General features: G+C 50.1%; 19 protein-coding genes. 2 read left to right on the forward strand and 17 right to left on the reverse strand.

Features of this window, described 5'->3' with window-relative positions; all coding sequences use genetic code 11:
* Nucleotides 1-122 precede the first annotated feature (122 nt).
* The 13 genes from metG to adhE all read right to left on the reverse strand — a co-directional run bounded on the left by metG (nucleotide 123) and on the right by adhE (nucleotide 20,140).
* On the reverse strand, nucleotides 123-2,111 hold the full coding sequence (metG, locus tag PLA01S_RS09175; protein WP_127591742.1) for a methionine--tRNA ligase: 1,989 nt from the start codon (nucleotides 2,109-2,111) through the stop codon (nucleotides 123-125).
* A 473-nt stretch (nucleotides 2,112-2,584) separates the two neighbouring features.
* The gene (yidD, locus tag PLA01S_RS09180) at nucleotides 2,585-2,842 is read right to left on the reverse strand and encodes a membrane protein insertion efficiency factor YidD (RefSeq protein WP_127591743.1); all 258 of its coding nucleotides are present in this window, start codon (nucleotides 2,840-2,842) and stop codon (nucleotides 2,585-2,587) included.
* Nucleotides 2,839-3,309 (reverse strand): Fur family transcriptional regulator, encoded by a 471-nt coding sequence (locus PLA01S_RS09185; RefSeq protein ID WP_127591744.1) that lies wholly within the window; start codon nucleotides 3,307-3,309, stop codon nucleotides 2,839-2,841. Before PLA01S_RS09185 ends, yidD begins: the two co-directional genes overlap by 4 nt.
* A 230-nt stretch (nucleotides 3,310-3,539) precedes the next feature.
* Nucleotides 3,540-6,272, reverse strand: a complete 2,733-nt coding sequence (locus tag PLA01S_RS09190; protein ID WP_127591745.1) for a copper amine oxidase N-terminal domain-containing protein — start codon at nucleotides 6,270-6,272, stop codon at nucleotides 3,540-3,542.
* Nucleotides 6,273-6,427: 155 nt separating this feature from the next.
* Nucleotides 6,428-8,068, reverse strand: a complete 1,641-nt coding sequence (gene nagZ / locus PLA01S_RS09195; RefSeq protein ID WP_127592196.1) for a beta-N-acetylhexosaminidase — start codon at nucleotides 8,066-8,068, stop codon at nucleotides 6,428-6,430.
* Between the two features lie 99 nt (nucleotides 8,069-8,167).
* Nucleotides 8,168-8,953: a response regulator transcription factor gene (locus tag PLA01S_RS09200; protein ID WP_100536215.1), complete on the reverse strand. Its 786-nt coding sequence runs from the start codon at nucleotides 8,951-8,953 to the stop codon at nucleotides 8,168-8,170.
* The gene (locus tag PLA01S_RS09205) at nucleotides 8,931-10,787 is read right to left on the reverse strand and encodes a cache domain-containing sensor histidine kinase (RefSeq protein WP_127592198.1); all 1,857 of its coding nucleotides are present in this window, start codon (nucleotides 10,785-10,787) and stop codon (nucleotides 8,931-8,933) included. Before PLA01S_RS09205 ends, PLA01S_RS09200 begins: the two co-directional genes overlap by 23 nt.
* A 22-nt stretch (nucleotides 10,788-10,809) precedes the next feature.
* Entirely contained in the window at nucleotides 10,810-11,637 is an 828-nt protein-coding gene (locus PLA01S_RS09210; protein ID WP_100536214.1) for a carbohydrate ABC transporter permease, read from the reverse strand.
* A complete protein-coding gene (locus PLA01S_RS09215; protein ID WP_127591746.1) occupies nucleotides 11,637-12,521 on the reverse strand; it encodes a carbohydrate ABC transporter permease in 885 nt (294 codons plus the stop codon). Before PLA01S_RS09215 ends, PLA01S_RS09210 begins: the two co-directional genes overlap by 1 nt.
* Nucleotides 12,522-12,612: 91 nt before the next feature.
* The gene (locus PLA01S_RS09220) at nucleotides 12,613-13,971 is read right to left on the reverse strand and encodes an ABC transporter substrate-binding protein (protein WP_127591747.1); all 1,359 of its coding nucleotides are present in this window, start codon (nucleotides 13,969-13,971) and stop codon (nucleotides 12,613-12,615) included.
* A 206-nt stretch (nucleotides 13,972-14,177) separates the two neighbouring features.
* Nucleotides 14,178-14,921, reverse strand: coding sequence for a pyruvate formate-lyase-activating protein (gene pflA, locus PLA01S_RS09225; protein ID WP_127591748.1), 744 nt, complete (start codon nucleotides 14,919-14,921; stop codon nucleotides 14,178-14,180).
* 43 nt (nucleotides 14,922-14,964) lie between these two features.
* Nucleotides 14,965-17,211 carry a formate C-acetyltransferase gene (gene pflB, locus PLA01S_RS09230; protein WP_127591749.1) on the reverse strand — a complete coding sequence of 749 codons (2,247 nt, stop codon included), beginning with the start codon at nucleotides 17,209-17,211 and terminating at the stop codon, nucleotides 14,965-14,967.
* Nucleotides 17,212-17,530: 319 nt separating this feature from the next.
* Nucleotides 17,531-20,140 carry a bifunctional acetaldehyde-CoA/alcohol dehydrogenase gene (adhE, locus tag PLA01S_RS09235; RefSeq protein ID WP_127591750.1) on the reverse strand — a complete coding sequence of 870 codons (2,610 nt, stop codon included), beginning with the start codon at nucleotides 20,138-20,140 and terminating at the stop codon, nucleotides 17,531-17,533.
* Between the two features lie 276 nt (nucleotides 20,141-20,416).
* Between adhE and PLA01S_RS09240 the strand changes: the two genes are divergently transcribed.
* Both PLA01S_RS09240 and PLA01S_RS09245 read left to right on the forward strand, forming a co-directional pair.
* Nucleotides 20,417-21,142: a Crp/Fnr family transcriptional regulator gene (locus PLA01S_RS09240; protein WP_100536208.1), complete on the forward strand. Its 726-nt coding sequence runs from the start codon at nucleotides 20,417-20,419 to the stop codon at nucleotides 21,140-21,142.
* Between the two features lie 87 nt (nucleotides 21,143-21,229).
* Nucleotides 21,230-21,388: an asparagine synthase gene (locus tag PLA01S_RS09245; protein WP_071223816.1), complete on the forward strand. Its 159-nt coding sequence runs from the start codon at nucleotides 21,230-21,232 to the stop codon at nucleotides 21,386-21,388.
* Between the two features lie 400 nt (nucleotides 21,389-21,788).
* Here PLA01S_RS09245 and PLA01S_RS09250 read toward each other — a convergent pair whose 3' ends face one another.
* From PLA01S_RS09250 to PLA01S_RS09265, 4 genes are all read right to left on the reverse strand, one after another.
* Nucleotides 21,789-22,577 carry a formate/nitrite transporter family protein gene (locus PLA01S_RS09250; protein WP_127591751.1) on the reverse strand — a complete coding sequence of 263 codons (789 nt, stop codon included), beginning with the start codon at nucleotides 22,575-22,577 and terminating at the stop codon, nucleotides 21,789-21,791.
* 47 nt (nucleotides 22,578-22,624) lie between these two features.
* The gene (gene nirD / locus PLA01S_RS09255; RefSeq protein WP_127591752.1) at nucleotides 22,625-22,942 is read right to left on the reverse strand and encodes a nitrite reductase small subunit NirD; all 318 of its coding nucleotides are present in this window, start codon (nucleotides 22,940-22,942) and stop codon (nucleotides 22,625-22,627) included.
* Between the two features lie 95 nt (nucleotides 22,943-23,037).
* The gene (gene nirB / locus PLA01S_RS09260) at nucleotides 23,038-25,476 is read right to left on the reverse strand and encodes a nitrite reductase large subunit NirB (RefSeq protein ID WP_127591753.1); all 2,439 of its coding nucleotides are present in this window, start codon (nucleotides 25,474-25,476) and stop codon (nucleotides 23,038-23,040) included.
* A 182-nt stretch (nucleotides 25,477-25,658) separates the two neighbouring features.
* Nucleotides 25,659-26,336, reverse strand: coding sequence for a hypothetical protein (locus PLA01S_RS09265; RefSeq protein WP_127591754.1), 678 nt, complete (start codon nucleotides 26,334-26,336; stop codon nucleotides 25,659-25,661).
* Nucleotides 26,337-26,456 lie beyond the last annotated feature (120 nt).

Genomic DNA, 26,456 nt, shown 5'->3' on the forward strand with positions numbered 1-26,456 from the left:
CCTCGATAAAGGTTTTCTTATCAAAAGCGGACTTTTTGAACAACCTCTTAAAGGAAAAAATAACGGCGTACCCTTTAATAGGGTACACCGTCTATCGCGACTTAATTCAATGCGAGAGCATTTTATTTGACAACTGCGCCGTTAGGCATGCCCTCTGGTACCGTTGCAAGCGTCAGCTGGTCTCCGTGGGAGGCGGCCAGAATCATGCCTTGCGACATTTCGCCTCTAAGCTTCACCGGTTTCAGGTTCGTTACGCAAATCACTTTGCGTCCGACCAATTCCTCCGGCGTGTAGAACTTCGCAATGCCGGATACCACTTGCCGCTGCTCAAATCCGAGATCGAGCTGCAGCTTGAGGAGTTTGTCCGCTTTCTTGACCGGCTCGGCAGCGATCACCTGCGCTACGCGCAGTTCTACCTTGGCAAAATCCTCAATGCCGATTTCCTCTTTAAGCTCCACAGGCTCCTCCGAGCTATCGGTGGACGAAGCTGCTGCCGAGGTCGAAGGCTCTTCCTGGGCGGCCTTCGTACCGCCTGTCATCGCCTCTGCGATGTATGCCACTTCCTGCTCTGTATCCAGGCGAGGGAATATCGGCTCGCCTTTTTGAAGCTTCGTCCCAGCCGGTATGGCTCCGAACTGGCGTCCGCTTTCCCAAGTTGTCCATTCGCCTTCCGCCAAGCCGAGCTGATCCCACATTTTCTTCGGCGTACGGGTCAGGAACGGCTGCAGCAGGATCGATGCCACGCGGAGCGTCTCCACCAAATGACTCATGACGGATGCCAGTTCATTTCGTTTGCCCTCGTCTTTGGCCAGCGTCCATGGCTGGGTCTCATCGATATATTTGTTGCTGCGGCTGACAAACTGGCTGATGGCCGTCAGCGCAACCGAAAATTCCATATTCTCCATAGCGGTTTCGACTTTCTCATAAACCGACTTAGCCGCTTCCTCGATGGCTGCATCAAACGGCGTTACGCCTGCGGAGAAAGCCGGAACTTCTCCGTCAAAATATTTATCGACCATGGCCACGGTTCGGTTCAACAGGTTGCCCAAATCATTGGCCAGGTCGGAGTTCACCCGCTCCACGAAGCTTTCTGGCGTAAAAGTACCGTCCGCCCCGAATGGAACTTCGCGCAGCAGGTAATAACGAAGCGCATCAAGACCATACCGGTCTATCATCGTAACCGGATCGACCACATTCCCCTTGGACTTGGACATTTTCCCGTCCTTCATCAGCAGCCAGCCGTGAGCAAACACCTTTTTCGGAAGGGGAACATCGAGCGCCATCAGAATGATCGGCCAATAGATCGTATGGAAACGCACGATCTCCTTACTCATCAGGTGTACGTCGGCCGGCCAGTATTTGTCATACAGGCTGGTGTCCTCTGTACCGTATCCGAGTGCCGTTATATAGTTCAGTAGTGCGTCAATCCACACATAGATCACGTGCTTCGGATCGCTTTTCACCTTGACGCCCCACTCATAGGTCGTACGGGACACAGCCAGATCCTCAAGACCCGGTTTAATGAAGTTGTTGATCATCTCATTCTTGCGGGATACCGGCTGAATGAAATCCGGATTCTCCTCGTAATACTGAAGCAGGCGGTCCACATATTTGCTCATGCGGAAGAAGTAGCTCTCTTCCTTCACGAGCTCTACGGGTCGTCCACAGTCCGGACAGTTGCCGTTGACAAGCTGACGCTCCAGGAAGAATGACTCACAAGGCGTGCAGTACCAGCCTTCGTATTCACCCTTGTAGATGTCATCCTGCTTCAGCAGACGTTCAAATACCTCCTGAACAACCGAAGTGTGGCGCTGCTCCGTGGTCCGAATGAAATCTTCGTTTGATATGTCCAGCTTCTTCCACAGGTCCTTGATGCCTGCCACGATGTCGTCAACGAACTGCTGCGGGGTTTTTCCAGCCTCCGCCGCTTTGCGTTCAATCTTCTGTCCGTGCTCGTCGGTCCCCGTCAAATAACGGACATCGTACCCACGAAGCCGTTTGTAGCGGGCCATGGCGTCGCCGGCCACCGTAGTATAAGCATGGCCGATATGCAGCTTGTCGCTTGGATAATAGATTGGCGTTGTAATATAAAACGTCTTTTTGTCTGCCATAGTAACCTTCCTTTACCGTGAAATGAATTGTCGTGTCAGGCTATCTCTTTTGATGAAAAACAGCAGTAAACAGCAAAAAACCCCCGCCCCTATGGGACGAGAGTTGTTCTCACGTGTTACCACCCAAATTCCCTGTCCCCTTACGGGTAACAGGCTCGTCTGCCGTCATCCGGCAGTCCATTAACGCTGGCTCACGCCGCTTCTTTACGGCAGTCTGATTACCCGGACTGCAGCGCTCAAAAGCGGATCCTCCAAGACCATTTTCCGAAATTCGCCAAGACCGGTTTCCAGCTGCTCCGGCTCTCTGTTCAAGGCAAGCTTTTCGTACTTATCTCTTCCTCGGATATACCTATAATTTCTTACATTTTAATCAAACCGGCTGCGGCGTGTCAAGGTTAAGCGCGATCCGAAGGACTGTTATGTCTAAAGACAGCTGCATTCCGTCCCATATCGAGTAGGATGCCCCAAAAACGCTATTTCTCTGTCAATGAAGACGACACCTTATCCTTACGCGGCGGAACCATGTCAATGCCGCCAGGATGAAACGGATGGCATCTTCCTATTCGCTTGGCTGCCAGCCAGGAGCCCTTGAGCGCGCCGTGCACCTCAATCGCTTCCAGAGCATAGGCCGAGCAGGTTGGATAGAATCGGCAGGTCGCCGGTTTCAACGGAGAAATGAATTTCCGATAGAAGTGTATCGGCACCTTCACCACTCTGCGCGCCGTGCTCATGCCCGGCTATCCCGCTTTCCCCCACTGGCTGGAGACGTTTCCTTATCGGTATTGTCCTTGCCGCAGTCCCTGCAGTAACCGAACACTTCGAATTTATGCTGAACCACCTGGAAATCATCCGGTGCATCGGTCAGCTGCATCGGGCAGAACTTAATCGGGTACGTCTTCTGGCACTGCAGGCAGATCATGTGATGATGGTGATGTTCTTCGCTGCAGCGTCCTCGAAACTTGATGCCTTCCTCGAACACAACCTGCTCCAATACGCCTAACTCGTACAATACCCGAAGATTCCGGTACACCGTATCAAAGCTCAAACCACTGTACTTCTGGCCCATATATTCGTACACATCCTTGGCCGTCAAATATCCAGGATGTTCCCCAAACAATTTGGCAAGCGTCTTGCGCTGATCGGTAATGCGCAGCCCATGTTCCGACATGGCGTCGATGATCTGTTCCGTCGTAAGCATACGGAGGTAGCCTCCTCTACTTGAAGATACTCTCTTCTTATAATGCCTGAAAAATAAGACAGCGTCAATGAAAGCGGTTGTGTATAGGCTAAACGCTTCCAAGGTACTGCGCCGCTGGAACCCGAAACGATCGGCATTTGACGTGATCCCTTGGAGAGTGCCAACAAAAAGGACAGCCCTAACCATGTGCTGGCTGTAAGGCTGTCCCTTTATTATGAATAAATAATGGATTAGTTCTTCACTTGCGGAAGCGGCTGCAACAGAATGTTGATTGGCAAACTGCTTCCCGGTGCCGCCGTAAACAGAATTTCCACGGTCTGCTCGTAATTCCCCGTCCGATAGAGAACGGCAGCTTCATTCGGTGCAGATACAGCGCCTCCGCTTGTATTCGGCGTCTGAATGATATTTCCGTTCACCATCATCGCCCCCATGTATTTGCCTCCGCGCGGATTCAGCGTGATCAGCGTATTGGGCGCTACGCGGTGCAGCTTGATTTTGTACAGTACGCCGAAGTTCCCGGCATTGGATTGATATGAACCGTTAATGCCATCATATCCTTCCAGATTCGGATCGTTTGTCTTGTCACCAAGCGCGAGACGGGTAGGCGTGTTGCCAACCAGATCATAGGATTCAATGATCCGTGTCGAGTCCGGGTACGTTCCCCGGTTATGAACGCCATCGCTCGGATGGAGCTTCAGGTAAGGAAGCTTTTGAATCGGATCCTTGGCTTCATCAATCATGATGACATCATACCGGATCGGCGAATCCGAATAGAGATCAGCAAACATGGAGAGCACCTGCTGATTCTTCATGGTTTGCGCGCTCAAGTCTTGCAGAATGACCCGGCTTTCCCCAGGGGCGAGCGAGATCGTCTTGAATGAATCAGCTGATTGCATGGACTCGAGGTAGCGCTGAACAGCCGCTTTTCCCGTGGCAGTCGGAATATTAATCGGACCGCCTATTCCCGTATACTCGGTTGTCAGACGCGCCGTCATGGTGTTGATATTGGTGGCGACGACGTACATCTTCATGTTCTTCCCGGTTGCGTTCAAGTGGTGAATCATAAACCGCGTGCTGGCATTGCCGACCTCGCGGTAGACGATGCCCTCTTGATAGACGGTTTCCGGAGAGTTGCTGCGGATCAACAGATAAGGTTCGGAGCTTCTTGTAATCGGCATCAGATTCCATGTCGGCACAGCGGATCCGTCAAAGGTGTATTTGTCGCCGATGCCCGTAAACAATTGATTGAATTGATCACGCGTGTACAATACTTCGCTCGTTACGTTAATAATCTTCTCGTATGAGCTGGTCGCTCCATGTTTATCGGTAACAATCAACAGCACTTTATGCGGTCCTGCCGTAAAAAAGGCCTGATCATTGTTTTCCCACTTATACGTAAGCTCATCGCCAGGATCGTTGTCATAACTCATATTCATGTACGTTATTTTCTCACCGATCTTATATTCCTGTTTATCCGTTTCGAACATGGCAACAGGCGGCGTATTCGGTGCGGATACTTGGATGCTCAATATATACGGGTCGCTCCACTCCCCGCTGGAATCCTGTACCGAGTAGGAAACCGTATGCACGCCGGGTTCGTCAAAAATCTCTTCCCGGCCTTCCCAATGCTCGTCAACTATAGCCAGGCCCGTCGGCGAATAGGCATTCGTCTTATACGTAACCCTTGTTTGTCCGGCAAGGATCTCACCAGGCTGCACCGTGAAGGAAGCTACGGGCTTTGCGCTCAGGGTAAGAATAACCCGTTTGTTCGGCTGGTCCACCCGATAGGTGATGTCCAGCGCCTGCGTGATGCTGGTCAGCGGCACCATGAACGTATTGTTGGACTGGTATGCAGGTCCCTTCATCGATTTTCTGACCCCGTTTACGGTGTACACGCTGCTGTTCGTCTTAAAACGAAGCTCATCGTTTCCGCGGATGATAATCGTTTCCTTTGTCTTTCCGTCATAAGTCAGCTTCAAGCCGACACGATCGACGAGGGAGCGAATGGCAACAAAGGATACGCCGTTCTTTACTGCCATCGGCTGACCTGCCGTATACGCTTTCCCGTTCTGATACATCTTGTTGCTGTTCATCATCAGGATGAGGTCATTCGGACCCAGGTTCGGTATATTCGGAACCTCGCTGCCAGAGCCCCCGCCGTTATTTCCGCCTGGCTGTTCGCCGTTATTGTTGCCGCTGCCCATACCGGATAAATCGAGAATAACCTTCTTCTCGGGCTGGTTCACCTGGTATGGGATATCAAGCGCTTGCGTGATTGCGGTTAACGGAACCATAAACACATTGTTGCTCTGGTAGGCAGGGCCTTTCATCGGACGTACCTGTCCGTTGACTTTATAATGGCTGCTTCCTGTCGTAAACCGAAGTTCATTTCCATCCTTAAGGATGATGGTTTCCTTCGTTTTGTTATCGTAAGACAGCTTCAGTCCTGCACGTTCAACCATGGCGCGAATGGCGACATAGGATACCCCTTGCTTCACAGCCATCGGCTGTCCCGCTTTGTATTTCTTGCCGTTATGGTACATCACATTGCTGTTCATCATCAGAACAAGTTCATTCGCAGAAAACTTGGAAGTGCTGACTTCGGGTTTGTCTCCGGACGAGCTGCCCTCTTCGTTCTCTGCTACCTCATTATCGGAAGGATCGTTTTGCGTGTCCTCCTGCTGTTCATTTGATGCAGAAGGTTCGGCATTCGGATCGCTAATCGTGCCTTCGACTGAATCAGAAGGTGTTTCCTTTGGCGTTGCCGATGTTTCCTCCGCTTGCTGCAAGTCCGTCTGTTGTTCTCCACTTTGCTGGCTTTGTCCTTCCACCGGGGACTGCAGCGCTGATTGGCTATTTAGCGCCGGAGCTGTAATATCCGGTGATTCAGCTGCCGCGGGAAATGCCATGGATACCTGGGCCGCGGCAAGGACTGTAATCATCGAGATTCTCTTGAAATTCATTCTCTACTCCTTTAAAACTCTCAGTATAGTCTGTCTGCCTCTATTGGACATACTATTAGACGCGGACTTTCCCAAAAAGTTGCTCAGAAATGGCTGGAAAATAGGAAAACCGGAGCATTCCTAGGTAGGAAGACTCCGGTTCCAGCAACCTTTATTTAATTATTGACATAGTCCTCATTACATCTCCAGCCTAGCGGATAAGTCGCGCTGATCCCTACCGGGAGCTTACCCTCAGGCGTAACCTGTCCTATCAAGACGCCCGCGGCTGCATTCATATAATAAGGTGTGTTCTCGTAGCAACACACATACGTCGGAACCGGCGGAAGATCATTGATATCATAGGGATTACGGGTAGCGACGATAACAAGTGCCACATCCTCAAGTTCAGCCAGCTTGTTCACCAGCTTCTGCTGGCCAGCGGGAAGACGGCTCTCCGAGGTGTACGTAGCGACTACAATCTGGTTATATCCTTCAGCTGCCTTAACGGCTTGCTCTACCTCTTCATCGGACATATCCGTTCCGACACGCAGATCGTCTGCCTGAACCCCGTAACTTCTCAAGGCATCCCCTAAGGTGTAGCTCTTGCTCCATGCTTCATCCACCTGGGTTGCCTGAAGCAGTTCAGGCCAGATCACCGCGACGGCCTGCTCCGGCTTAAGAGGCAGCTGCCCTTCGTCTTTCACCAGCGTGATGCCTCTGCCTGCGATTTGAGCCAGCCATTGTTTGGTCTCTTCCGCAACCTCGCCAATCGGGTAGACCGGAAGCTCTTCTGCGAGCTTCGCATTACGCTGCTTAAGCGTCAATATCCGCTCTACAGCTGTATCGATCAGATCTTCTGAAAGTCTTCCGCTGCGGACAGCCTCAATGACGGCCGTAATCGCCGCCGTCTGCTCGGATAGATTATGGCTGACCAGTACGCAGTCCGCACCCGCTTCGATCGCGCGTATCGCGCCCTCCGGAATTCCGTACTCTTTGGAGATTGCATGCATCTCAAGGCAGTCCGTTACGATCAGTCCTTCAAACCCCATCTCTTCCCTCAGCAAGCCCGTTAACACGGCATGAGAGAGCGTAGCAGGCAGATCACTCGGCTCTATCGCCGGGAAACTGACGTGAGCCGTCATGATGGCATCCACGCCGCCCTGGATCGCTTGCGCGAACGGATACAATTCCACGCTGCGGAGCCGTTCCAAATCATGCGGTACAGAAGCCCGCCCGAGATGAGAATCGACGCTAGTGTCGCCATGCCCCGGGAAGTGCTTAGCCGTAGCGGATACGCCTTCTTCCTGGTATCCCTTAATCGCCGCAGTCCCAAGAGCGGCAACAGCTTGGGGATCTTCGCCGAAGGAACGCACGCCGATGACCGGATTACGAGGATTGTTGTTCACATCGAGGCAAGGAGCGAAATTCATGTTTACACCGAGTGAACGCAATTCGCGCGCCCCGATTTGCGCTGCCCTGTACGAATCCTCCGCGCTGCCCGCTGCTCCAAGCGCCATATTCCCCGGAATGCGGCTGATGCCTTCATGATCAATTCGTGCAACCATACCGCCCTCTTGATCAATCGAGATCAGAAGCGGGAACTTTCGGCTGTCCGATGCGAGCTGCTGCAAGGACTCCGACAGCTCGGCAAGTTGAGGCAGCGTTTTCACGTTCCGGCGAAAATAGCAGATGCCCCCGACCTGATATTGTTCGATCAGGATTTTGGCATGCTCATTCGGCGTCAGTGCGTTGAAGCCGCATATAAACATTTGTCCTACCTTTTGTTCTAACGATAAATCTGCTGCCGTCCATTTCATTGATTCCATACCTACCTTCCATCAATTTAAAGGACTTTGCAAGCCAGGCGGGATTGGCCTAGTGATGACTTTAGCAGCCTGCATGGGTCCTTTCAAAACCTATACCGTTGCCTCCCCGGACATTTCCCGAAATTCGGATGGCGTCATGCCGGTAGCCTTTTGAAATACCTTGGTAAAATACCGCCGCTCATGGTAACCGACAAAGGAGCCGATCTGAGCGATATTCTTATCGCTGTTCACCAGCAGGAACTTGGCAGCCTCCATCCGCTGTCTCGTCAAGTACTCCACAAAGGTAAGTCCGACATGGTTCTTGAACAATAAACAGAAGTAGCTGGAGCTGATGCCCAGATGCTCCGAAAGCTCCTCAATTCCCAAATCCTGTCCCATATGGGTATTGATATACTCCAGAGCAGACGTTACCAATTGTTCCGGCGTTTTCTTTACAGCTTCGGGATTCGGAGCCTCATCAATAAGCGAAACGGTGCTGTAATACTTCTCTTTCGCCCTCTTCTTGCGGATCTCCTCCCCGATCTCCCGAATCTTCATCTCGAGTTCCCCGTAATGAATCGGCTTGCTGATGTAGTCTTTGACGCCCAGCTTAATCGCTTCCCGTGCATATTCAAACTCCTGATACCCCGTCAGCAAAAAGATTTCCGCCCGGCTTCCTTTCTCCCGGATCTTCGTAATAAAGGACAGTCCATCCATGACGGGCATCCGGATATCACACAGGATCAGATCGGGATTATACTGGTCCGCTACTTCAAGTGCTTCCATCCCGCTTCGGGCAAGTCCGACAACCTTCATGCCCATCTCTTCCCAAGGCAGAACCTTGCTGAGATTGTTCAGGATGGGAGCCTCATCATCAACTAATAATGCCTTCAACATGCTGCCCTTCCCCCCTATCATAATTGGGTATGACGCATTGTATAACGGTGCCGCCGGGGCGGCTTGAGCATATGAACAGACCGTAATAATCCCCATACTGAATTCTAAGCCGGTCAGCCACGCTCCGCAGTCCAAGTCCCCGCCGTTCCTGGTTCACTTTGAGATTCTGCATCGTCGTCTGTTCGGATCCGTTATCCTCGGACACCATATATTCAAACATGGACAACTGCTCAGAGGTCATGCCGAGTCCGTTATCCTCTACCCGAATGATGACATTACCGAGCTCCTTCCATGCAGAGATCCGTATCCATCCCGTATAAGAAATGCCTTCAAAGCCATGCTGTATGCTGTTCTCAACCAGCGGCTGCAGCGTCAGCTTCAAGATGCGGCTGTGCATAAGCTCTTTCGGCACGTCAATCTCGTATTCGAACAGGTCCTCGAACCGAAACTTCTGGATTTCAAGATAACTCTGCAAGTGCCTGATTTCTTCATCCAGCGTAATTTCTTCCTTGTCCTGTATACTGATCCGCAAGATGCTGGCAAGCCGGTAAACCATCTCACTGACCTTGCGTCCTTCATTCTGGACAGCGAGAACATTGATCGATTCCAAGGTGTTAAAAAGGAAGTGCGGCTTAATCTGCGCTTGCAGCACACGCATCTCCGCGTCGGTTTTCTGCCTCTGCTCCTTTTTGATCTGCGCAAACAGATTGTTGATCCGGTTCATCAAGTTGTTGAACCCTTTCGACAGCAGCAGCAGTTCATCTTCTCCCTTCTCTTCAACTCTCGCGTTCAAATCCCCATCCTCCACGCGGCGCATAAACCGCACGATAACAGCGATCGTCCCGGTAATCCGATTCATGAATAGACGGTTGAACACAATCGCGGTAACCAGACAGAGGCCCATAATGACGAAGAACCACTTGGCAAAGGAGGTAACCTCCTGTGAGAGCGAGTTCCAGTCGGTTACCGAGACGAGATTCCAGCCGTAATCATTCAGATGATAGATGGAAACAATATTCTCTTTGCCGTTAAACTTGGCTTTAAAGCTTTGGTAGCCTTGCTTAAACTCAACGTCACGCTTCATATATTGGCTGATATTTTGACCATCCATATCGTTTTTTGGGTCAAATAAAATGAAGCCTTCATTGTTGACCAACATAAAAGATGTGTTCTGCAGATTGTTAGGCAGTGTCAGATTACGGAAAATCTCTTCAAACTCCCACCTCTTGATCTGGACCACAAGAATCCCCAGTTTGCGGAGTGTCGTGACATCCTTAATCAGCCTGATCTGCGTAAATACCGGTTCCGCCCCCGTTAATTCCGGAAATTCGTGCGGAGCCAGCCATTTGGGAATTCCGTTAAGCTGAACCACCTCTTCATATAAGGGACTATTCTTAAACTCTTCATAAGGCAGCGTCCTGAAATCTTCTTTACTGAATATAGGAATCGGTGATGACTCTTTATTAAAATGATATAAAAACGCATAACTGATCGCTGGATGATTATATAAAAGATTCCGAAAGCTCCGCTGTCTGTCGTTCAATTTCAGCTGGTCCGCATTGGATTCCTTAATCAGGTTCTGCGCATCGGGATCCTTGGCGTTCAGCGCCATGGCGAAGACGGAGGTGGCAATCCCGTTATCCGTGACGTACTCCATCTCCTTAAACACGCTCAGAATGCTGTAGCTGATCGCTTTGAGCGAATATTCGGCCTGCTGGCTGTACTTTTCCTCTATCGAATTGTAGGTAATAAAGAATGTAAATAGGCCCAGCACAAATAACGGAATAATAATGAGCCCCAAAAAGGCCGTGAATAGTTTGTTCCGCAAATTCATACGCATGCTCCTGCTCCTAGGATTACCCCTTGACGCTTCCTGCGGTGACACCTTCAATGATCTTCTCTTGCAGAACGGCATAAATGATAAGGACCGGCAGCACGCTGAATATGATACCCGCAGACATTTGTGCGTAGTTCATATTGTAGGCGTCTCTGAAACCGACCATTCCGACAGGCAGCGTTCTCAGTTCATCATTCGATAGGAAGTAGTTAGCAAGCAAGAATTCGTTCCAGTTACCCAGGAAATTGATGATAAATACGGTAACGATGGCCGGAACGGTCAGAGGTAAGATAATTCTAGCAAACAACCCTCCGGACCTCAATCCATCAATAACCGCAGCCTCCTCGATTTCACCGGGCAGCGAGCGCATAAAGGCAGCCAGTATAATAACCGAGAACGGGATGGCATTGGCAACATACGGAAGAATCAGAGCCATATGCGTATTCAAAATATCCAACTGCCTCATCATGCCATATATCGGCAGCATGAGAGAGTTATTCGGAATCAGCATGCCTATCAAAATACATTGAAAGACGATGGCGCTGATCCGGTTGTATCTCATCCGCGTCACGGCAAAGGCCAGCATCGCTGCAAACAGAATCGACAAGCAAGCTGAGAGCACGCCGATGTATAAGCTGTTCCAGAAATACGTGCTAATCTTGGCGCTCACCCATGCGTTCACATAGTTATCAAATACCAGCGTGCTAGGCAAACCAAAAGGGTTCGTTGCAATGGACTGGTTATCTACCTTCACGGAAGAGAACAGGACGAACAGGAATGGATACAGTATGACGAGCAAGTATGCCATCAGAAAAATGTGCGGGATCAGTTTCTTTATTGCTCTCATCAGTATTCAATCCTTTCGTTGCGTCTTGCGATCAGCACCTGGTAGAGCACCGTTACGACAATTGTGAAGAGGAAGATCAGCACGGCGATCGAATTGCCAAAGCCATGCTTGAAGCTCGTAATCGCATATCGAATCATATATGTCGCCATAACGTCGGTTGAGCCGGCCGGCCCGCCCTTAGTCATAACCAGAATAATGTCCGCCGCTTTCATGGCTCCCGCGATCGAAAGCATGATTACAACAGAGATAATTGGCATAATTAATGGAAGCGTGATTTTGGTTGCTCTTTGGACGCCTGTCGCTCCATCAATTGCCGCAGCCTCATCAAGCTCTTTGGGTATGGATAAAATTGCGGCAAGCACCATCACGATGTAAAAGCCGGTCCATTGCCACGCATTCGTGATCAGGATGGCAATCATGGCCCATTTGCTATCCGATAACCAGTAGATGGGTTCAATTCCAACCAGCCCTAAAATCTCATTCATCAGACCAAAGTCCGGGTTGTAAATGAATCCCCATAAAATGCCGATCACAGCCGTCGACATGATGGATGGTGCGAAAACCGCCGTTTTATATAGCCCCTTCAAACGCTTCACGTTTGCGATTAACAGGGAGAAGAATACGATTGTCGGAACCTGGATCAAACAGGAAAAGAAAATGAAATAAACGTTGTTCCTGACAGCCTTCCAAAAAGCATCGTCATTCAAAGCTGTCACATAGTTATCGAACCCAATGTACTTCACATCTTTGGAGATGCCGTTCCAGCTCGTAAAACTGTTGTCAAACGCAGTAAAGATCGGGTATATGAAAAAAGCCAGAAACAGCAAGAATGCCGGCAACACAAAAACGATGTAAATCAGAGGATTTCTCAGCGCTTTGTTCATGGTAACCTCCGTATTTATGTCTGATGTTGTTTAGGCGAAAGGGCACCCCCATGTACCGCAGCGGGTGGTGCCCTTTCGTCTAGAATTTTAGTTATTCCTCTGAAGCATTAGCCGCTTCTTGCGCTGCTTGCACATTCTCCAGCATCTTCTCGGCATCAAGCTCGCCGCCGATAACCTGCTGAATTCCCATGCTCAGTGCGGTGTTCACGTCTGCTTGAACAAGTGCATCAAAGGCAGGGAAGGATTTGTTGATCTCACTGACGCCTTTGAAAATGTCCTGCATAAGCGGATCATCCGAAGTGGAGTTCATTGTTGCCAGATCCATCTTCATGGCCGGCAGTACACCGTCTTCTTTCAGTCCGCGAAGCTGCATTTCATCTGTCCACATATTTTTAATGAATTCTTTAACCGCTTGAAGTTTACGAGGATCTTCTGCTACCGCTGCGGAGAATCCATATCCGTTGTTTGCGTCCTGCATGACGATGACAGGGTCGCCTTCATTAACCGGAGGCAAGTTGAAGTAGCCGACCTTACCTACCATATCACCTGCTTGAGCCGGATCTCGAAATACGGAGTTTGCCCACGATCCGTCCATCATCATGACGGCTTCGCCGGTGATCATTTGGTTTCTCATATCCGCGTATTCGAAGCCGAGCTCGCCTTTTTTGAAGTACCCTTTCTCAACCCATTCCTGATGCTTCTTCACGCCTTCCACGACTTTCGGATCCGTCCATTTGGTTTCTCCGGTCTTGAAGCCGTAAGTAACCTCCGCACCTGCATAGTAGCTCCACAGGTTATTCGTGGTCATGAGTGGAATCCAAGCATCCTTGGAGGATTGCGCAAAAGGAATCTTGCCGTCGGCTTTGATCGTTTCGGCAATTTGCTCCAGTTCGGCCAATGTTTTTGGAACACTCAGGCCCTTTTGTGTGAAGTAATCCTTGTTATAGAAAATCCCTTCAATGGAACCGCCAATTGGCAATCCGTAGATCTTGCCGTCATGTGTGAACGGGTCCAGTGTCGTAAATTTGTCTTTAATGCCGAGTTCATCCAAAATCGGAGTCAAATCGAGCATCAAGCCTTCTTTGGAATATACGCCTGCATCCGGGCTGCCGAACACATCGAATACTTCCGGCGGCTTACCGGCTGCCATCTCGCCTCTCAACTTCTCTTTACGGTTCACTTCAGAGTCTACAGCGTCCAGCTTGATTTTCAGCCCGGGTACCGCCTCTTCGGTTTTACTGACAACATCGTTCAGCAATGCGAGACGGAATTTCTTGGATTCACCTACTTGCGTATGGCGAATGGTGATTTCAAACGGCTCATTGCTCACCGTTCCTTCCGAACCACCTGACGGTTTTTCTGCTGCCTTGTCACCGCCGCCGCATGCAGACAAAAGCGTGGATGAGACGAACAGAAGCGACATTAATAAAGCCAGACCCTTTTTCTTCATTGTCTTTGACCCTCCCGAAGTGTTTGTATACTTGATAGGCGCTTTCCTTACATCTTCATTATAGAAAGCGATTCCACTTTTCGATAGGTCGATATTTTTCTATCCAAGGGATAAAATCCTCTACAAAAAACAATAACCCTTCCATATCTAGGAAAGGTTATTGTTATTAATTGTAACATATTATGTTTAGTATTATACGGGTGGCATTAATTCTGGACAGTCTGTATTTTCTCGGGTATCTCTCCAATCAACCGGTAAGCGCGTGCCACTTCTTCCTCGGACGGAGAAGGCACGCCCTCCAATGGATAAGCCATGCCGAGCTCCTTCCATTTGTACACGCCCATCTGATGGTAAGGCAAGATTTCGAATTTCTCCACGCCGTGCAGCGTCCGGATGAATTGACCGAGTGCAATCAAGTCGTCCTCGCTATCATGGATGCCCGGCACATAGACGTGCCGGATCCACATGTTCCGATCATGGTCAGACAGCCAGCGGGCGGTCTTTAACGTCCTTTCATTGGACTTCCCGGTAAGCTTAATATGCTTCTCGTCGTTGATATGCTTCAGATCAAGCAGCACCAAGTCGGTAAACTCCAACAATTCCGATATTTTCTCCGGTTCATTATAGCCGTTGCTGTCCAGAGTCGTATGCAAATTCCACCGGCGCTTTACTTCCTTGAACAGCTCTGTGACAAAAGGATACTGCAATGTCGGCTCACCGCCGGAGACGGTTAACCCGCCGCCCGATGAACGGTAGTAGCTCAGATAAGGTTCAATCTCAGCCAGCACGTCCTCCACCGTCATCTCGCGTCCTTCATGCAGTCCCCAGGTATCCGGATTATGGCAGTATTGACACTTCAAGAGGCAGCCCTGCATGAAGAGCACAAAGCGGATACCCGGACCGTCCACCGTTCCGAACGTTTCTATGGAGTGTACATGACCTTTTAGCATGGTGCGTCATCCTTTCTGTATCCGCTATGGTTGTCTTCCATTCTTACATCGATCCGTGGAACGTACGGTTGATGACATCGAGCTGCTGTTCGCGCGTCAGTTTGACGAAGTTGACCGCATAACCGGATACCCGGATCGTTAACTGCGGATAATTCTCCGGATGCTCCATCGCATCGATCAGCTGCTCCCGGTCAAATACGTTGACGTTCAGATGGTGCGCTTTGCTGCCAAAATAACCGTCCAGCATCGAAACCAGGTTGTTCACACGGATATCACTCTCTTTACCAAGTGCTTTTGGCACGATCGAGAACGTATTCGAGATGCCGTCGAGGCTGTCCTCATAAGGCAGCTTGGCCACGGAGGTCAGCGAAGCGAGAGCTCCCTTCTTATCGCGTCCGTGCATCGGATTCGCGCCCGGAGCAAACGGCTCGCCTGCCTTGCGTCCATCCGGCGTGGTTCCTGTCTTCTTGCCGTATACGACGTTCGACGTAATCGTGAGCACCGATTGGGTCGGCATGGCATCACGGTAAGCCTTGTGCTTGCGAATCATGCTCATGAAGGCCTCGACCAACTCAACGGCGATGCTATCCACGCGATCATCGTTGTTGCCGTAGCAAGGGAACTCGCCTTCGATTTCAAAATCCACCGCAATCCCTTGCTCATTGCGTACCGGCTTCACCTTCGCATATTTAATCGCGCTCAGTGAATCCGCTGCTACGGACAGGCCTGCGATGCCGCATGCCATCGTGCGCAGGATATCCCGGTCGTGAAGCGCCATCTCAATCCGTTCATAGCTGTATTTGTCATGCATGTAATGGATAACGTTGAGTGTATTCATATAGAGCTTAGCGAGCCATTCCATCATCGGCTTGAATCGCTTCATGACTTCATCATAACTCAGAACCTCGGCGGTGATGGCCGGATATTCCGGTCCAACCTGGGCGCCGGATTTCTCATCCTTACCGCCGTTGATCGCATACAGCAGCGCTTTGGCGAGGTTCGCTCTGGCTCCGAAGAACTGCATCTGCTTCCCGATGCGCATGGCGGATACACAGCAGGCGATGCCGTAATCGTCTCCGTAGATCGGACGCATGAGATCATCATTCTCGTATTGAATCGAGCTGGTTTCAATCGAAACCTTCGAACAATATTTTTTGAAGGCTTCCGGCAGCTTCTCCGACCACAGCACCGTCAAGTTCGGTTCCGGAGCAGGTCCCAAATTGTACAGGGTGTGCAGGAAGCGGAAGCTGTTCTTGGTCACTCTCGTCTCACCGTTTACCGACATCCCGCCGATGGATTCCGTCACCCACGTCGGATCCCCGCTGAACAGCTCGTTATAATCCGGCGTACGCAGGAATTTCACGATCCGAAGTTTCATAACGAAATGGTCGACCAATTCCTGGGCTGTCTCTTCCGTCAGCTTGCCTTCAGCCAGATCCCGCTGAATATAAATATCAAGGAAAGAAGATACCCGGCCAAGCGACATCGCAGCGCCATTCTGTTCCTTGATCGCAGCCAAATAACCGAAATACAACCACTGGAATGCTTCCTTCGCCGTATTCGCAGGCTTGGAAATGTCAAAACCGTGCATACCCGCCATTTCCTTCAGTTCCTTGAGTGCCCGCATTTGTTCAGACAATTCTTCGCGCAAACGGATAACCGGCTCATCCATGGCATCCACTTCAAGCTCGGCGAGTTCTCTCAATTTGTCCTGAATCAGTGCATCTACACCGTATAACGATATTCTGCGATAGTCACCGATGATACGTCCGCGACCGTACGCATCAGGAAGTCCCGTAATAATCCCGGCCTTGCGCGCTGCTCTCATCTCAGGAGTATAGGCGTCAAACACGCCTTGATTATGCGTTTTGCGGATGCCGTTAAAGATGTCCACAACTGCCTGCGGCATTTCAAAGCCGTATGCGTTGCACGCATCAATCATCATCCGGATCCCGCCAAAAGGTTGAATCGAGCGCTTGAACGGCTCATCGGTCTGAACGCCGACAATCTGTTCTTTATCCTTATCCAAATAGCCAGGTTGATGGGAGGTGATGGTTGAAGGTGTATGGACATCCACGTCCAGAACCCCGCCGTTGTCCCGTTCCCTCTTGGTTAAATCCGATACGATATCCCACAGCGCTTTGGTGTTATCCGTGGGTCCTGCCAAAAATTCATCAGAGCCATAATAGGGAGCAATGTTCTCTGCAATAAAATCATTAACGTCAATTCGCTTGGTCCATTTACCTGATTTAAAACCTTTCCAGCCTGCTTCTTTTTCAATCACCGACATATCGAATCCCTCCTAGATTTGCTGGGGCTTGCAAGGACAGGCGGGGCCACACCTTGATCTATCTCAGATCTTTACATGTGATAATTTTCACGACCAATGATGCAACTACCCCGCCTTGTGCCTTCAAGCTTCTATATCAAAGATCTGAGATTCAGCTTCCTTCTACACCTTTATTGTAGTCCTGTTGATCTCTTGTATCTGTGATAATAATCACAAACTTATACTTTCCCGTGATTTTTATCACTCTGGTCCTGGTCTCGCATACCTTACCTCAAAACCTTCACAGTTCTTCATGATCGGCGTTCAATACCTATCCTATTTAGAACCGGCCGTAGAATGCGTTGCGGTAAACTTCTGCGAGCTCTGTCACCAGCGGCAGCTTCGGATTGCTCGTTGTGCACTGGTCTTCAAAAGCCCGATCCGCCAAATGCTCAACATTTTTCTCGAAATCTTTAGGATCGATGCCAAGCTGCTGGAACGACTCCTCGATACCGAGCTTGCTGTTCAGCTCCCGGATCGCGGCAATCAAACTGTTTACGCCCTCTTCCGTCGTTCTTGCCGGCAGCCCCAGAATCCGTGCGATTTCAGCATATCTCTTATCAGCTACAAAATGGGTGTATTTAGGCCATGCCGCGAATTTCGTTGGCTTCTTGGCGTTGTAACGGATGACGTGAGGCATCAGGATAGCATTAGTGCGTCCGTGTGCCGTGTGATACTGGCCGCCCCACTTATGCGCAAGACTGTGGTTGATGCCCAGGAACGCATTCGCAAAAGCCATGCCGGCAAGTGTCGAAGCATTATGCATTTTCTCGCGGGCGAGCTTGTCACCGGTAAGCGCCGACTGCTCAAGATACTGGAACACCAGCTGTATGGCCTTGATGGCAAGCCCATCCGTGTAATCGCTGGCCATCACCGATACGTAGGCTTCAATTGCATGTGTCAGAACGTCCATACCGGTATCGGCTACCGCCGTTTTAGGCAAGGTGTACACAAATTCCGGATCGATAATCGCCACATCCGGTGTCAGCTCATAGTCAGCCAGCGGGTATTTGGTATTCCCCAGCCCTTTGTCCGTGATGACGGCAAACGAAGTCACTTCCGAGCCCGTTCCCGACGTTGTTGGAATGGCAACGAACTTTGCCTTCCGTCCAAGCTTCGGATATTTATAGACCCGTTTGCGGATATCCATGAATTTTTGCTTCAGATTGTTAAAGTCCGTATCCGGATATTCATAGAACAGCCACATGGCTTTGGCTGCATCCATTGGCGATCCGCCGCCGAGGGCGATGATGCAGTCCGGCTGGAACCTGGCAAGCATCTCCGTTCCGCGTTCTACGGTCGTTGTCGAAGGATCCGGCTCGACCTCCGAGAAGACTTCGATGGCTACCGGCACTCTGCGCTGACGCAGATAGTGCTCCACCCGCTCCACATAACCCAGCTTCACCATCATGGGGTCGGTAACGATCGCGACACGGGTGATTTCCGGCATTTTCGCAAGATACTGCGTGGAACCTTTTTCAAAGTAAATTTTGTCCGGCACTTTAAACCACTGCATATTCACGGTTCTGCGGTTCACCCTTTTCACGTTGATTAGATTGACAGCCGTCACGTTCGACGAAGTGGAATTACGTCCATACGAACCGCAGCCCAGCGTCAGCGATGGCAGGTTCGTGTTGTAGATATCGCCGATGCCGCCTTGCGAAGAAGGCTGGTTCACCAGGATGCGGCAGGTTTTCATCCGATCCGAGAATTTCATGATGATGTCCTCATTGTGCGAGTGTATCACCGACGAGTGACCCATGCCGCCAAAAGCAACCATCTCTTCTGCGCGGGTTATGCCTTCCTCGGCATCCTTTACCTTATAGCAGGCCAGAACCGGACTCAGCTTCTCGGCGGACAACGGATAAGCCGGACCGACCCCTTCCAGCTCGGCGACCAGGATCTTGGTGCTTTCCGGCACCTCGAAACCGCATGCCTCGGCAATTTTAGCGGCCGGCTTTCCGACGATGGACGGATTGACCGCACATTTCTCCGATACCATCGCATGCGCAGTCAGCTTCGCCAGCTCTTCCTTGTTGACGAAATAACAGCCGCTGGCGATCATTTTTTTCTTCGCTGTATGATATATAGGCTCCTCGATAATGACAGCCTGCTCCGAAGCGCAGATCATGCCGTTATCAAAGGTCTTGGACAAAATCAAGTCGTTCACCGCCTGATCCAGATCGGCGTTCTTCTCTATAAAGCAGGGCACGTTACCTGGTCCTACGCCGAGGGCCGGCTTGCCGCAGCTGTATGCCGCCTTAACCATCGCCGAACCGCCCGTAGCCAGAATACAGGCGACGTCAGGATGATTCATGAGCGCATTGGTTTTATCCATGGAAGGAGCTTCGATCCACTGGATGCAATCGGCAGGAGCACCTTGCTTCACGGCGGCATCCCGCAATATCAGCGCAGCTTCCCGGCTGCAGGCCTGAGCGGATGGATGGAATCCGAAAATGATCGGGTTTCTTGTTTTAATGGAGATCAGCGCTTTGAATATCGTCGTGGACGTCGGATTGGTTACCGGTGTTATCCCCATGATAATCCCGATCGGTTCCGCTATTTTTTGAAAGCTGTCATAAGCGTTGTCTTCAATGATACCCACCGTCTTGTCATATTTGATGCTGTTGTGGATATACTCTGTGGCAAACAGGTTCTTGATGATTTTGTCTTCGTACACGCCGCGTCCCGTTTCCTCAACCGCCATCTTCGCCAGCTGCATGTGCTTCTCAAGGCCTGCCATGGCCATCGCCTGTACAATCCCGTCGACTTGCTCCTGATTCAATTCCATAAACTTTTCTTTGGCCCGATTCGCCTTGTCAATCAGACCCTGAATGTACTCTGCTGCCGTTTGTCCTTTAACTTCAACCGTTCCTTTGCTCACAGCCATATCTCTCATCCTCCCATGGTTCGTGTTTCTTTCTTCTCTACGCCTCGATCGTAACACAGCTGTTTCTAAAATCATGTGAAATATTTCACAATATTAAAATTTATCTTTTCTGTGTGATTCATACCTGTCTTTCCCTTCTTTCAAGTGAAAGAGATCACAAAGTTTGAAAATTCGCCACGATTTCCCTCTTATTCCCCCCCAAAAGTGAATGTTTTCACGTTATAATGTATTTAAAGATTAAACAGATCAAATTTTAGGATGTTAGGGGATACCAACATGAATACTGTAGACCATGTAATGGAAATCGAAAACTTAGGGAACACGCAGTGCTTCTCGGAACAAAACCGCAACCGTCTGCTGGTCACCATGAAGGAAAGGGTACTCCCTGAAGGATCCCATTTGTTCTGGGAAGGTGACTTCGCCGACAAGCTGTACTTCGTTAAACAAGGAAGAATTAAATTAACCAAATCGACGGATGAAGGCAAAGAGCTTATTCTATATATGTACCATCCAGGAGACATGGTCGGTCAAGCCGATCCATTCTTCAGCAACAACCACAGTTTCTCGGCAGAGGTGCTTGAGGATAGTGTTGTCGGAGTCATCGAGCACAAGGATCTGGAGCTGCTGATCTGTCAGCATTGCGACTTTGCCATTGATTTTATGAAGTGGATGGGCATTCACCACCGCATCACCCAGACCAAATTCCGTGATCTCATGATGTACGGAAAGCCCGGTGCTTTAACGTCGACGCTCATCCGTCTGAGCAATACCTACGGGCAGCATCAAGCGGATGATACCATTCTCATCAACAAGAAGATTACCCACACCGATCTATCGAACATGATTGGGGCAACCCGAGAAAGCGTGAACCGGATGCTGAGTGACTTACGCAAAAAAGATGCCATCGAATATGCCGGCGGGATGATTGTCATTAAAGATCTTCCGATGCTGCAGGAAATCTGCCATTGCGAGCTGTGTCCGAACGAAATCTGCCGGATTTAACCGGCCTGCTCCCTTCTGTGCATAATTTACAGTCATCTGCTTACAATAAACCTTGTCTTTCCAAACCAATTAAAGGGAGTGCTCAGCATGCGTGAAGGTTTGATTCCTGCTGTTCTTGGAACTGTGGTTTCTGCTTCGGGTGCCGCTCTGCTTGGCAGCAAGTATAAACTTGCCGCCACCGGTATTCTCGGCTTCGGACTGGCTCATATCGTGCTCGGTGCGATTGACCTCGTGGAACATCGGTAAAACGATTGGGAAGACAAGATTCGCATAGCTGTCCTTTCAGTTCAATGACTGAGGAGGACAGCTTATTTATGCTAGCGCCCTCCCGTTCGCTCCAGCGATGACATCTCTAAAAAGCGGATATCCCCCCACTCTATTAATATACAAAAAAGAAACCGTTTCTTGGCAAATGGAAGAATGACAGACCATTAACCAAGAACGGTTTCTTTGTTTATTCATCAGGTTAAACTTCATCTGACAATGAACTTGGAGGATGGAATTCCTCCACAACATCTCGTTCGCACGGTGAATGAAGCGGTCAACCGCTTGGGCAACCGAGAATCTTTATGGCTGACTCCCCAAGGCAGCGGATGCAACAGCTATCATTCATTCCGCTCCAAGGTTCGCTACCGCCTACGACAGCCTACTTTTGCTTGCTCCCTTTTCCCGACGAGATAAACCAGTAAGCCATGCCTACAAACAACCCGCCGCCAATCATATTCCCCAGGGTGACCGGCACCATGTTGCTGATCCATCCACCGATGGAAATGGTCTCGGGATGCCCTGGTAAAATCGTCGCAAGCGTCAGAAGTGTCATATTGGCTACGCTATGCTCGTACCCTGTCGCAATGAAGGCAAACAGACACCACCATATTAAGATCAGCTTTGTCGTTTCTCCTTTGGCCCGAATCCCCATCCATAAAGCCAGACAGACAAGCCAGTTACACAAGATGCCTCTGAAAAACAGCTCCATAAACGGATCATTCATTTTCTTGGCGGCAGCCGTGAAGATGAGATGGTCCGGCGCCAGGCCTTTGAACAGGCCGGAAGCATACACCAGATAGCTGAGCAGAATCGCTCCAGCCAAATTGCCGATAAATACGAGTACCCAGTTTTTCAGCGTATCCCCCATCGTCGTTCGTCCGGATAAGGTGCTTATCGTAAAAAACATATGATTCCCGGTGAACAGCTCGGATCCGGCGAACACCACCAACGTGAGCGCAATTCCGAATGCAGCTCCCATAACGAGGGATTGGAAAGGTGAGCCGGCAGCTGCCAGCGGCGCCCCCAGCTTAAAGATCAATACAATTCCAATGCCGACATACGCGCCCGCCAGCATAGCCGATACCATATAGCGCAGCAGATTGTTATTCATCTGCTCTTTTTTCCCGACGGCGGCATTGACGACGGCTTCCACATCGGTTTTAAACATGGGATACCACCCCTTGATATCGTCTGTTGATTATGCGATTGCTGGCCTTAAACACCCACCTCAACCCTTCCGTCCACGGCGCGAATCGGATACACACGAACCTGACCTTGATCCGGAGCCTGTACGAGCCCGGTTGAAAGCTCGATTTTCCAATCGTATAACGGATCGTAGATGTAGTGCCCGGATACGATGGCTTCTGAAAGCGGCCCTCCTTTTGGATGTGGGCTTTGATTGTCCAGCGCAAACCATTGATGATCCGAAGTCCGGAAGACGGCAATCTCCCGGTCTCCAAGTTGGACCACCCTTCCGAGCTGTGACAGAAAATCATGTTCATTCCCTACCGTAATAAATCTTCCGGTTTCCATAACATATAACCTCCACTTCTCTTTTCTATCCTCATCCTTACTTCGAATAGCTCTCTTTGTTCAGGCGGCAAGAGGGAAGTATGTTCCTCCCTCTTTTATTTGCTGCTGACCGGTCTTGCATCCTCGAATAACGTATTGCGCAGCTTCTCGTCGTTCAGCACTTTCTTCCAAGGATCCTCGACTTGCTGCAGGGCGAGCTCAATTCTCTCCACCAGTTCCTTACGCTGCTTGGGATCATCCAGGATAACCGCTCGGATTTGTTCCAGTCCCAAGCGCTCCACCCACTCCGATGTTCTCTCCAGGTACTTGCCGGTTTCACGGTAATACTGCATCAAGGCTCCGCAGATTTCGATCAGCTCTTCATCCGTTTTCACTTTGCAGAACGAATCAGCCAGACGCGCTTTCGTTCCGCCGTTGCCTCCAACGAATATTTCCCATCCACCGTCATTGCCAACGATCCCGATGTCTTTTGTGCACGACTCGGCACAATTTCGCGGACATCCATTGACCGCCAATTTAAATTTCGCCGGAAAATCCAGTCTTTCAAATTTCTCCTCGAGGAATGCCCCCATGCCCATCGAATCCTGCGTACCGAAACGACAAAATTGGGAACCTACACAGGTCTTCACGGTCCGCAGCGATTTGGCATAAGCATAACCCGACGGCATATCGAGCTCTTCCCAAACCCTCGGTAAATCTTCCTTCTTAACACCGATGAGGTCCAGACGCTGTCCGCCGGTAACCTTTACGACCTTCACATTATATTTAAGCGATACATCCGCGATTTTCTTCAAATCCTCCGGTGTGGTAACGCCGCCGTACATTCTTGGGACTACCGTGTACGTGCCGTCTTTCTGAATGTTGGCGTTCATCCGTTCGTTGACAAATCGGGATTCTCTCTCCTCCTGATGGGTTACCGGATTCAGCATCGCCAGATAATAATGAATGGCAGGACGGCATTTCGAGCAGCCCTCCGGGTTGCTGAACTCCAGAACATGCATGACTTCCTTCGTCGTGGTAAGCCCCTTGGCGCGGATTTCGGCGACGATTTCGTCCCGATCGAGCGTTGTGCATGGGCATATGCCTTGTTTGCCTGCCGCCTTAAAGCCATCGCCCAATACGCTCTGGAGTATTTGCTCCACGACAGGTTTACAGCCGCCGCACGAGCGGGTAGCTCCTGTACATGCTTTAATCTCATCCACTGTCGTATGGCCTTGGAGAGTAATGGCATCCACAATGGCTTTTTTGGTTACGCCGTTGCAGCCGCATACGATTTCATCATCGGGCATCTTCTCCAGCGAGAATGCCTTGGCGCTTCCTGTCCCTGCACTGTCAGTGCCCATGATCGAATCGTAAATCTGATCCGTCATGGCTGTCTTTTTCCGAATCATGGATTGAAGGCTTGCCGAATCGCTCACATCTCCGAACAATATCGCCCCAACGATGATATTGTCGCGAATTAATATTTTCTTATAGGTCTTGCGCCAATCATCTTTCGCGGTGATCACCGCGTGTTCGGCTTGCTCCATGAACTCGCCGGCAGAGAATACATCAACCCCGCTGATTTTCAGCTTCGTCGATACAATGCTTCCCTCGTAAGGCTTGCCTTCCACGCCGCATAGATGCTTCGCCAATACCTGTCCCTGTTCGAACAACGGCGCAACCAGGCCGTAGCATGCCCCCCGATGCTCGCAGCATTCGCCAACCGCATACACATCCGGCCAGGAAGTTTGAAGATAATCATTGACTACGATGCCCCGGTTCACTTCGATTCCGCTCGCTTGGGCGATCGCGGTGTTCGCTCTGATGCCCACTGCCATAACCACCAGGTCGGCTTCAAGCTCATCCCCATCCTTGAACCGGAGTCCCGTAACTCTGGTATCTCCCAATATTTCGGTTGTTTGCTTGCCTAATAAGAAGTTGATGCCCTGCTGTTCAAGCTCCCTTTTCAGCATGCCGGATGCCATCGAGTCCAACTGGCTCTCCATTAAATCCTGCATGAGATGAACTACCGTCACCTCCATGCCCAGGCTGACCAATCCCTTGGCCGCTTCCAGACCCAGAAGCCCCCCGCCAATGACAGCCGCTTTCTTGTATGCCTTAGCGGCTTGAAGCATCTGCGTGCAATCGGCAATGTTTCGGAAACCGATAACGCCTTCTTTGTCACTTCCCGGTACGGGTAAAATAAAGGGCTTCGAGCCCGTAGCTATCATGACTTTGTCATAAGGCACCGTCAATCCGTTGTCGGCTGTCACGACCTTGCGCTCTCCATCAATGGCAGTTACAGTGGCACCCGTGTGCAAAGTGATATGGTTATCCTCGTACCATTTCCAATCATTCAATACAATGTCATCCAATGTTTTGCTGCCTTCCAGCACATACGACAGCATGATGCGGTTATAATTCGGATGAGGCTCTTGTCCAATGACGGTGATGTCAAAATTCCCACCCAATTTAATGATTTGCTCGACCGTACTAATCCCGGCAATACCGTTGCCAATGACAACTAACTTTTCTCTCTTTATATTGGACATAAGTTCGATTCCTCCCCAACACATTTATCTAGTGATCGTGGTATTCCGTTCCTTTCACATAAATTATATCGTCTGACGTCATTAATTTTTGTGATATATTTCACATAAATCGTTAAAATTTTAAACAAATATACAAAATAACCCTGTCCGCATCGGAACAAGGTTATGATGAAGAATGCTCTCTATATAATATCGGCTTCCATATAGGCTCGTTCGCCGTTAGGAACCTTCAAATAAGGACGAATCCCGGCAAACCCCTTCGCGTCCAGGTTCACCCCGGTCATCCAGTTCCCCTCCAATAAGCCACGATCCGATTGCATAATGACGGCAGGTGCCTGAATATGCTCCTGATACAGAACAATGTCGGCCTGAATGGTCTTAAAGGCCTTTCCTTGTTCCACCAACGGTACGGCGCTGATATACGTAGGCACAAAATAATTCGCGATCACATCCAGCTCTTCCCCGTCAAAAAACGGCTCGCTGCCAAGGATGGGATGCAGCATCGCGATTTTCTCATAGAGTGACCAGATGATCATCTGCAGGAATCTTCCCGTTCGTCCTATATTCTGCCCGGTGGACGCATTCAATTTATCGGTTTCATAACCAATGAACTTCCATCCGCCGGGGGCTTTGACCCATTTCTGAAACATGCCTGCAGCATCGGCACTGCTTGGGTAAACGGATTCTGCAGATTCCGGGCTTGTTCCAGACACAGCTAGCCACAGGGAGTCCGGCACATACTGGCTCAGCATCCGCTTGGTTTTCTCAAAAATATGAAGCACTTTTAATGAAGCGTTTTCAAGTTCTGAGATGTCCTCTTGTCCATAATGGAAACGGGAGATATACGTTCGCTTGGTCATGGGCTCGCCTCCTTGATATGCTGCTGGGTTTTTCACATTATATAGCAGCTGCGTCCGCTTGGTGCATGTCCACCTATTCTTGCCGTAAAGAAACAGGAATCATACTGCTATTTAGAAAAA

The organism is Paenibacillus lautus NBRC 15380 (genome assembly GCF_004000945.1).
Classification (GTDB): domain Bacteria; phylum Bacillota; class Bacilli; order Paenibacillales; family Paenibacillaceae; genus Paenibacillus_AQ; species Paenibacillus_AQ lautus.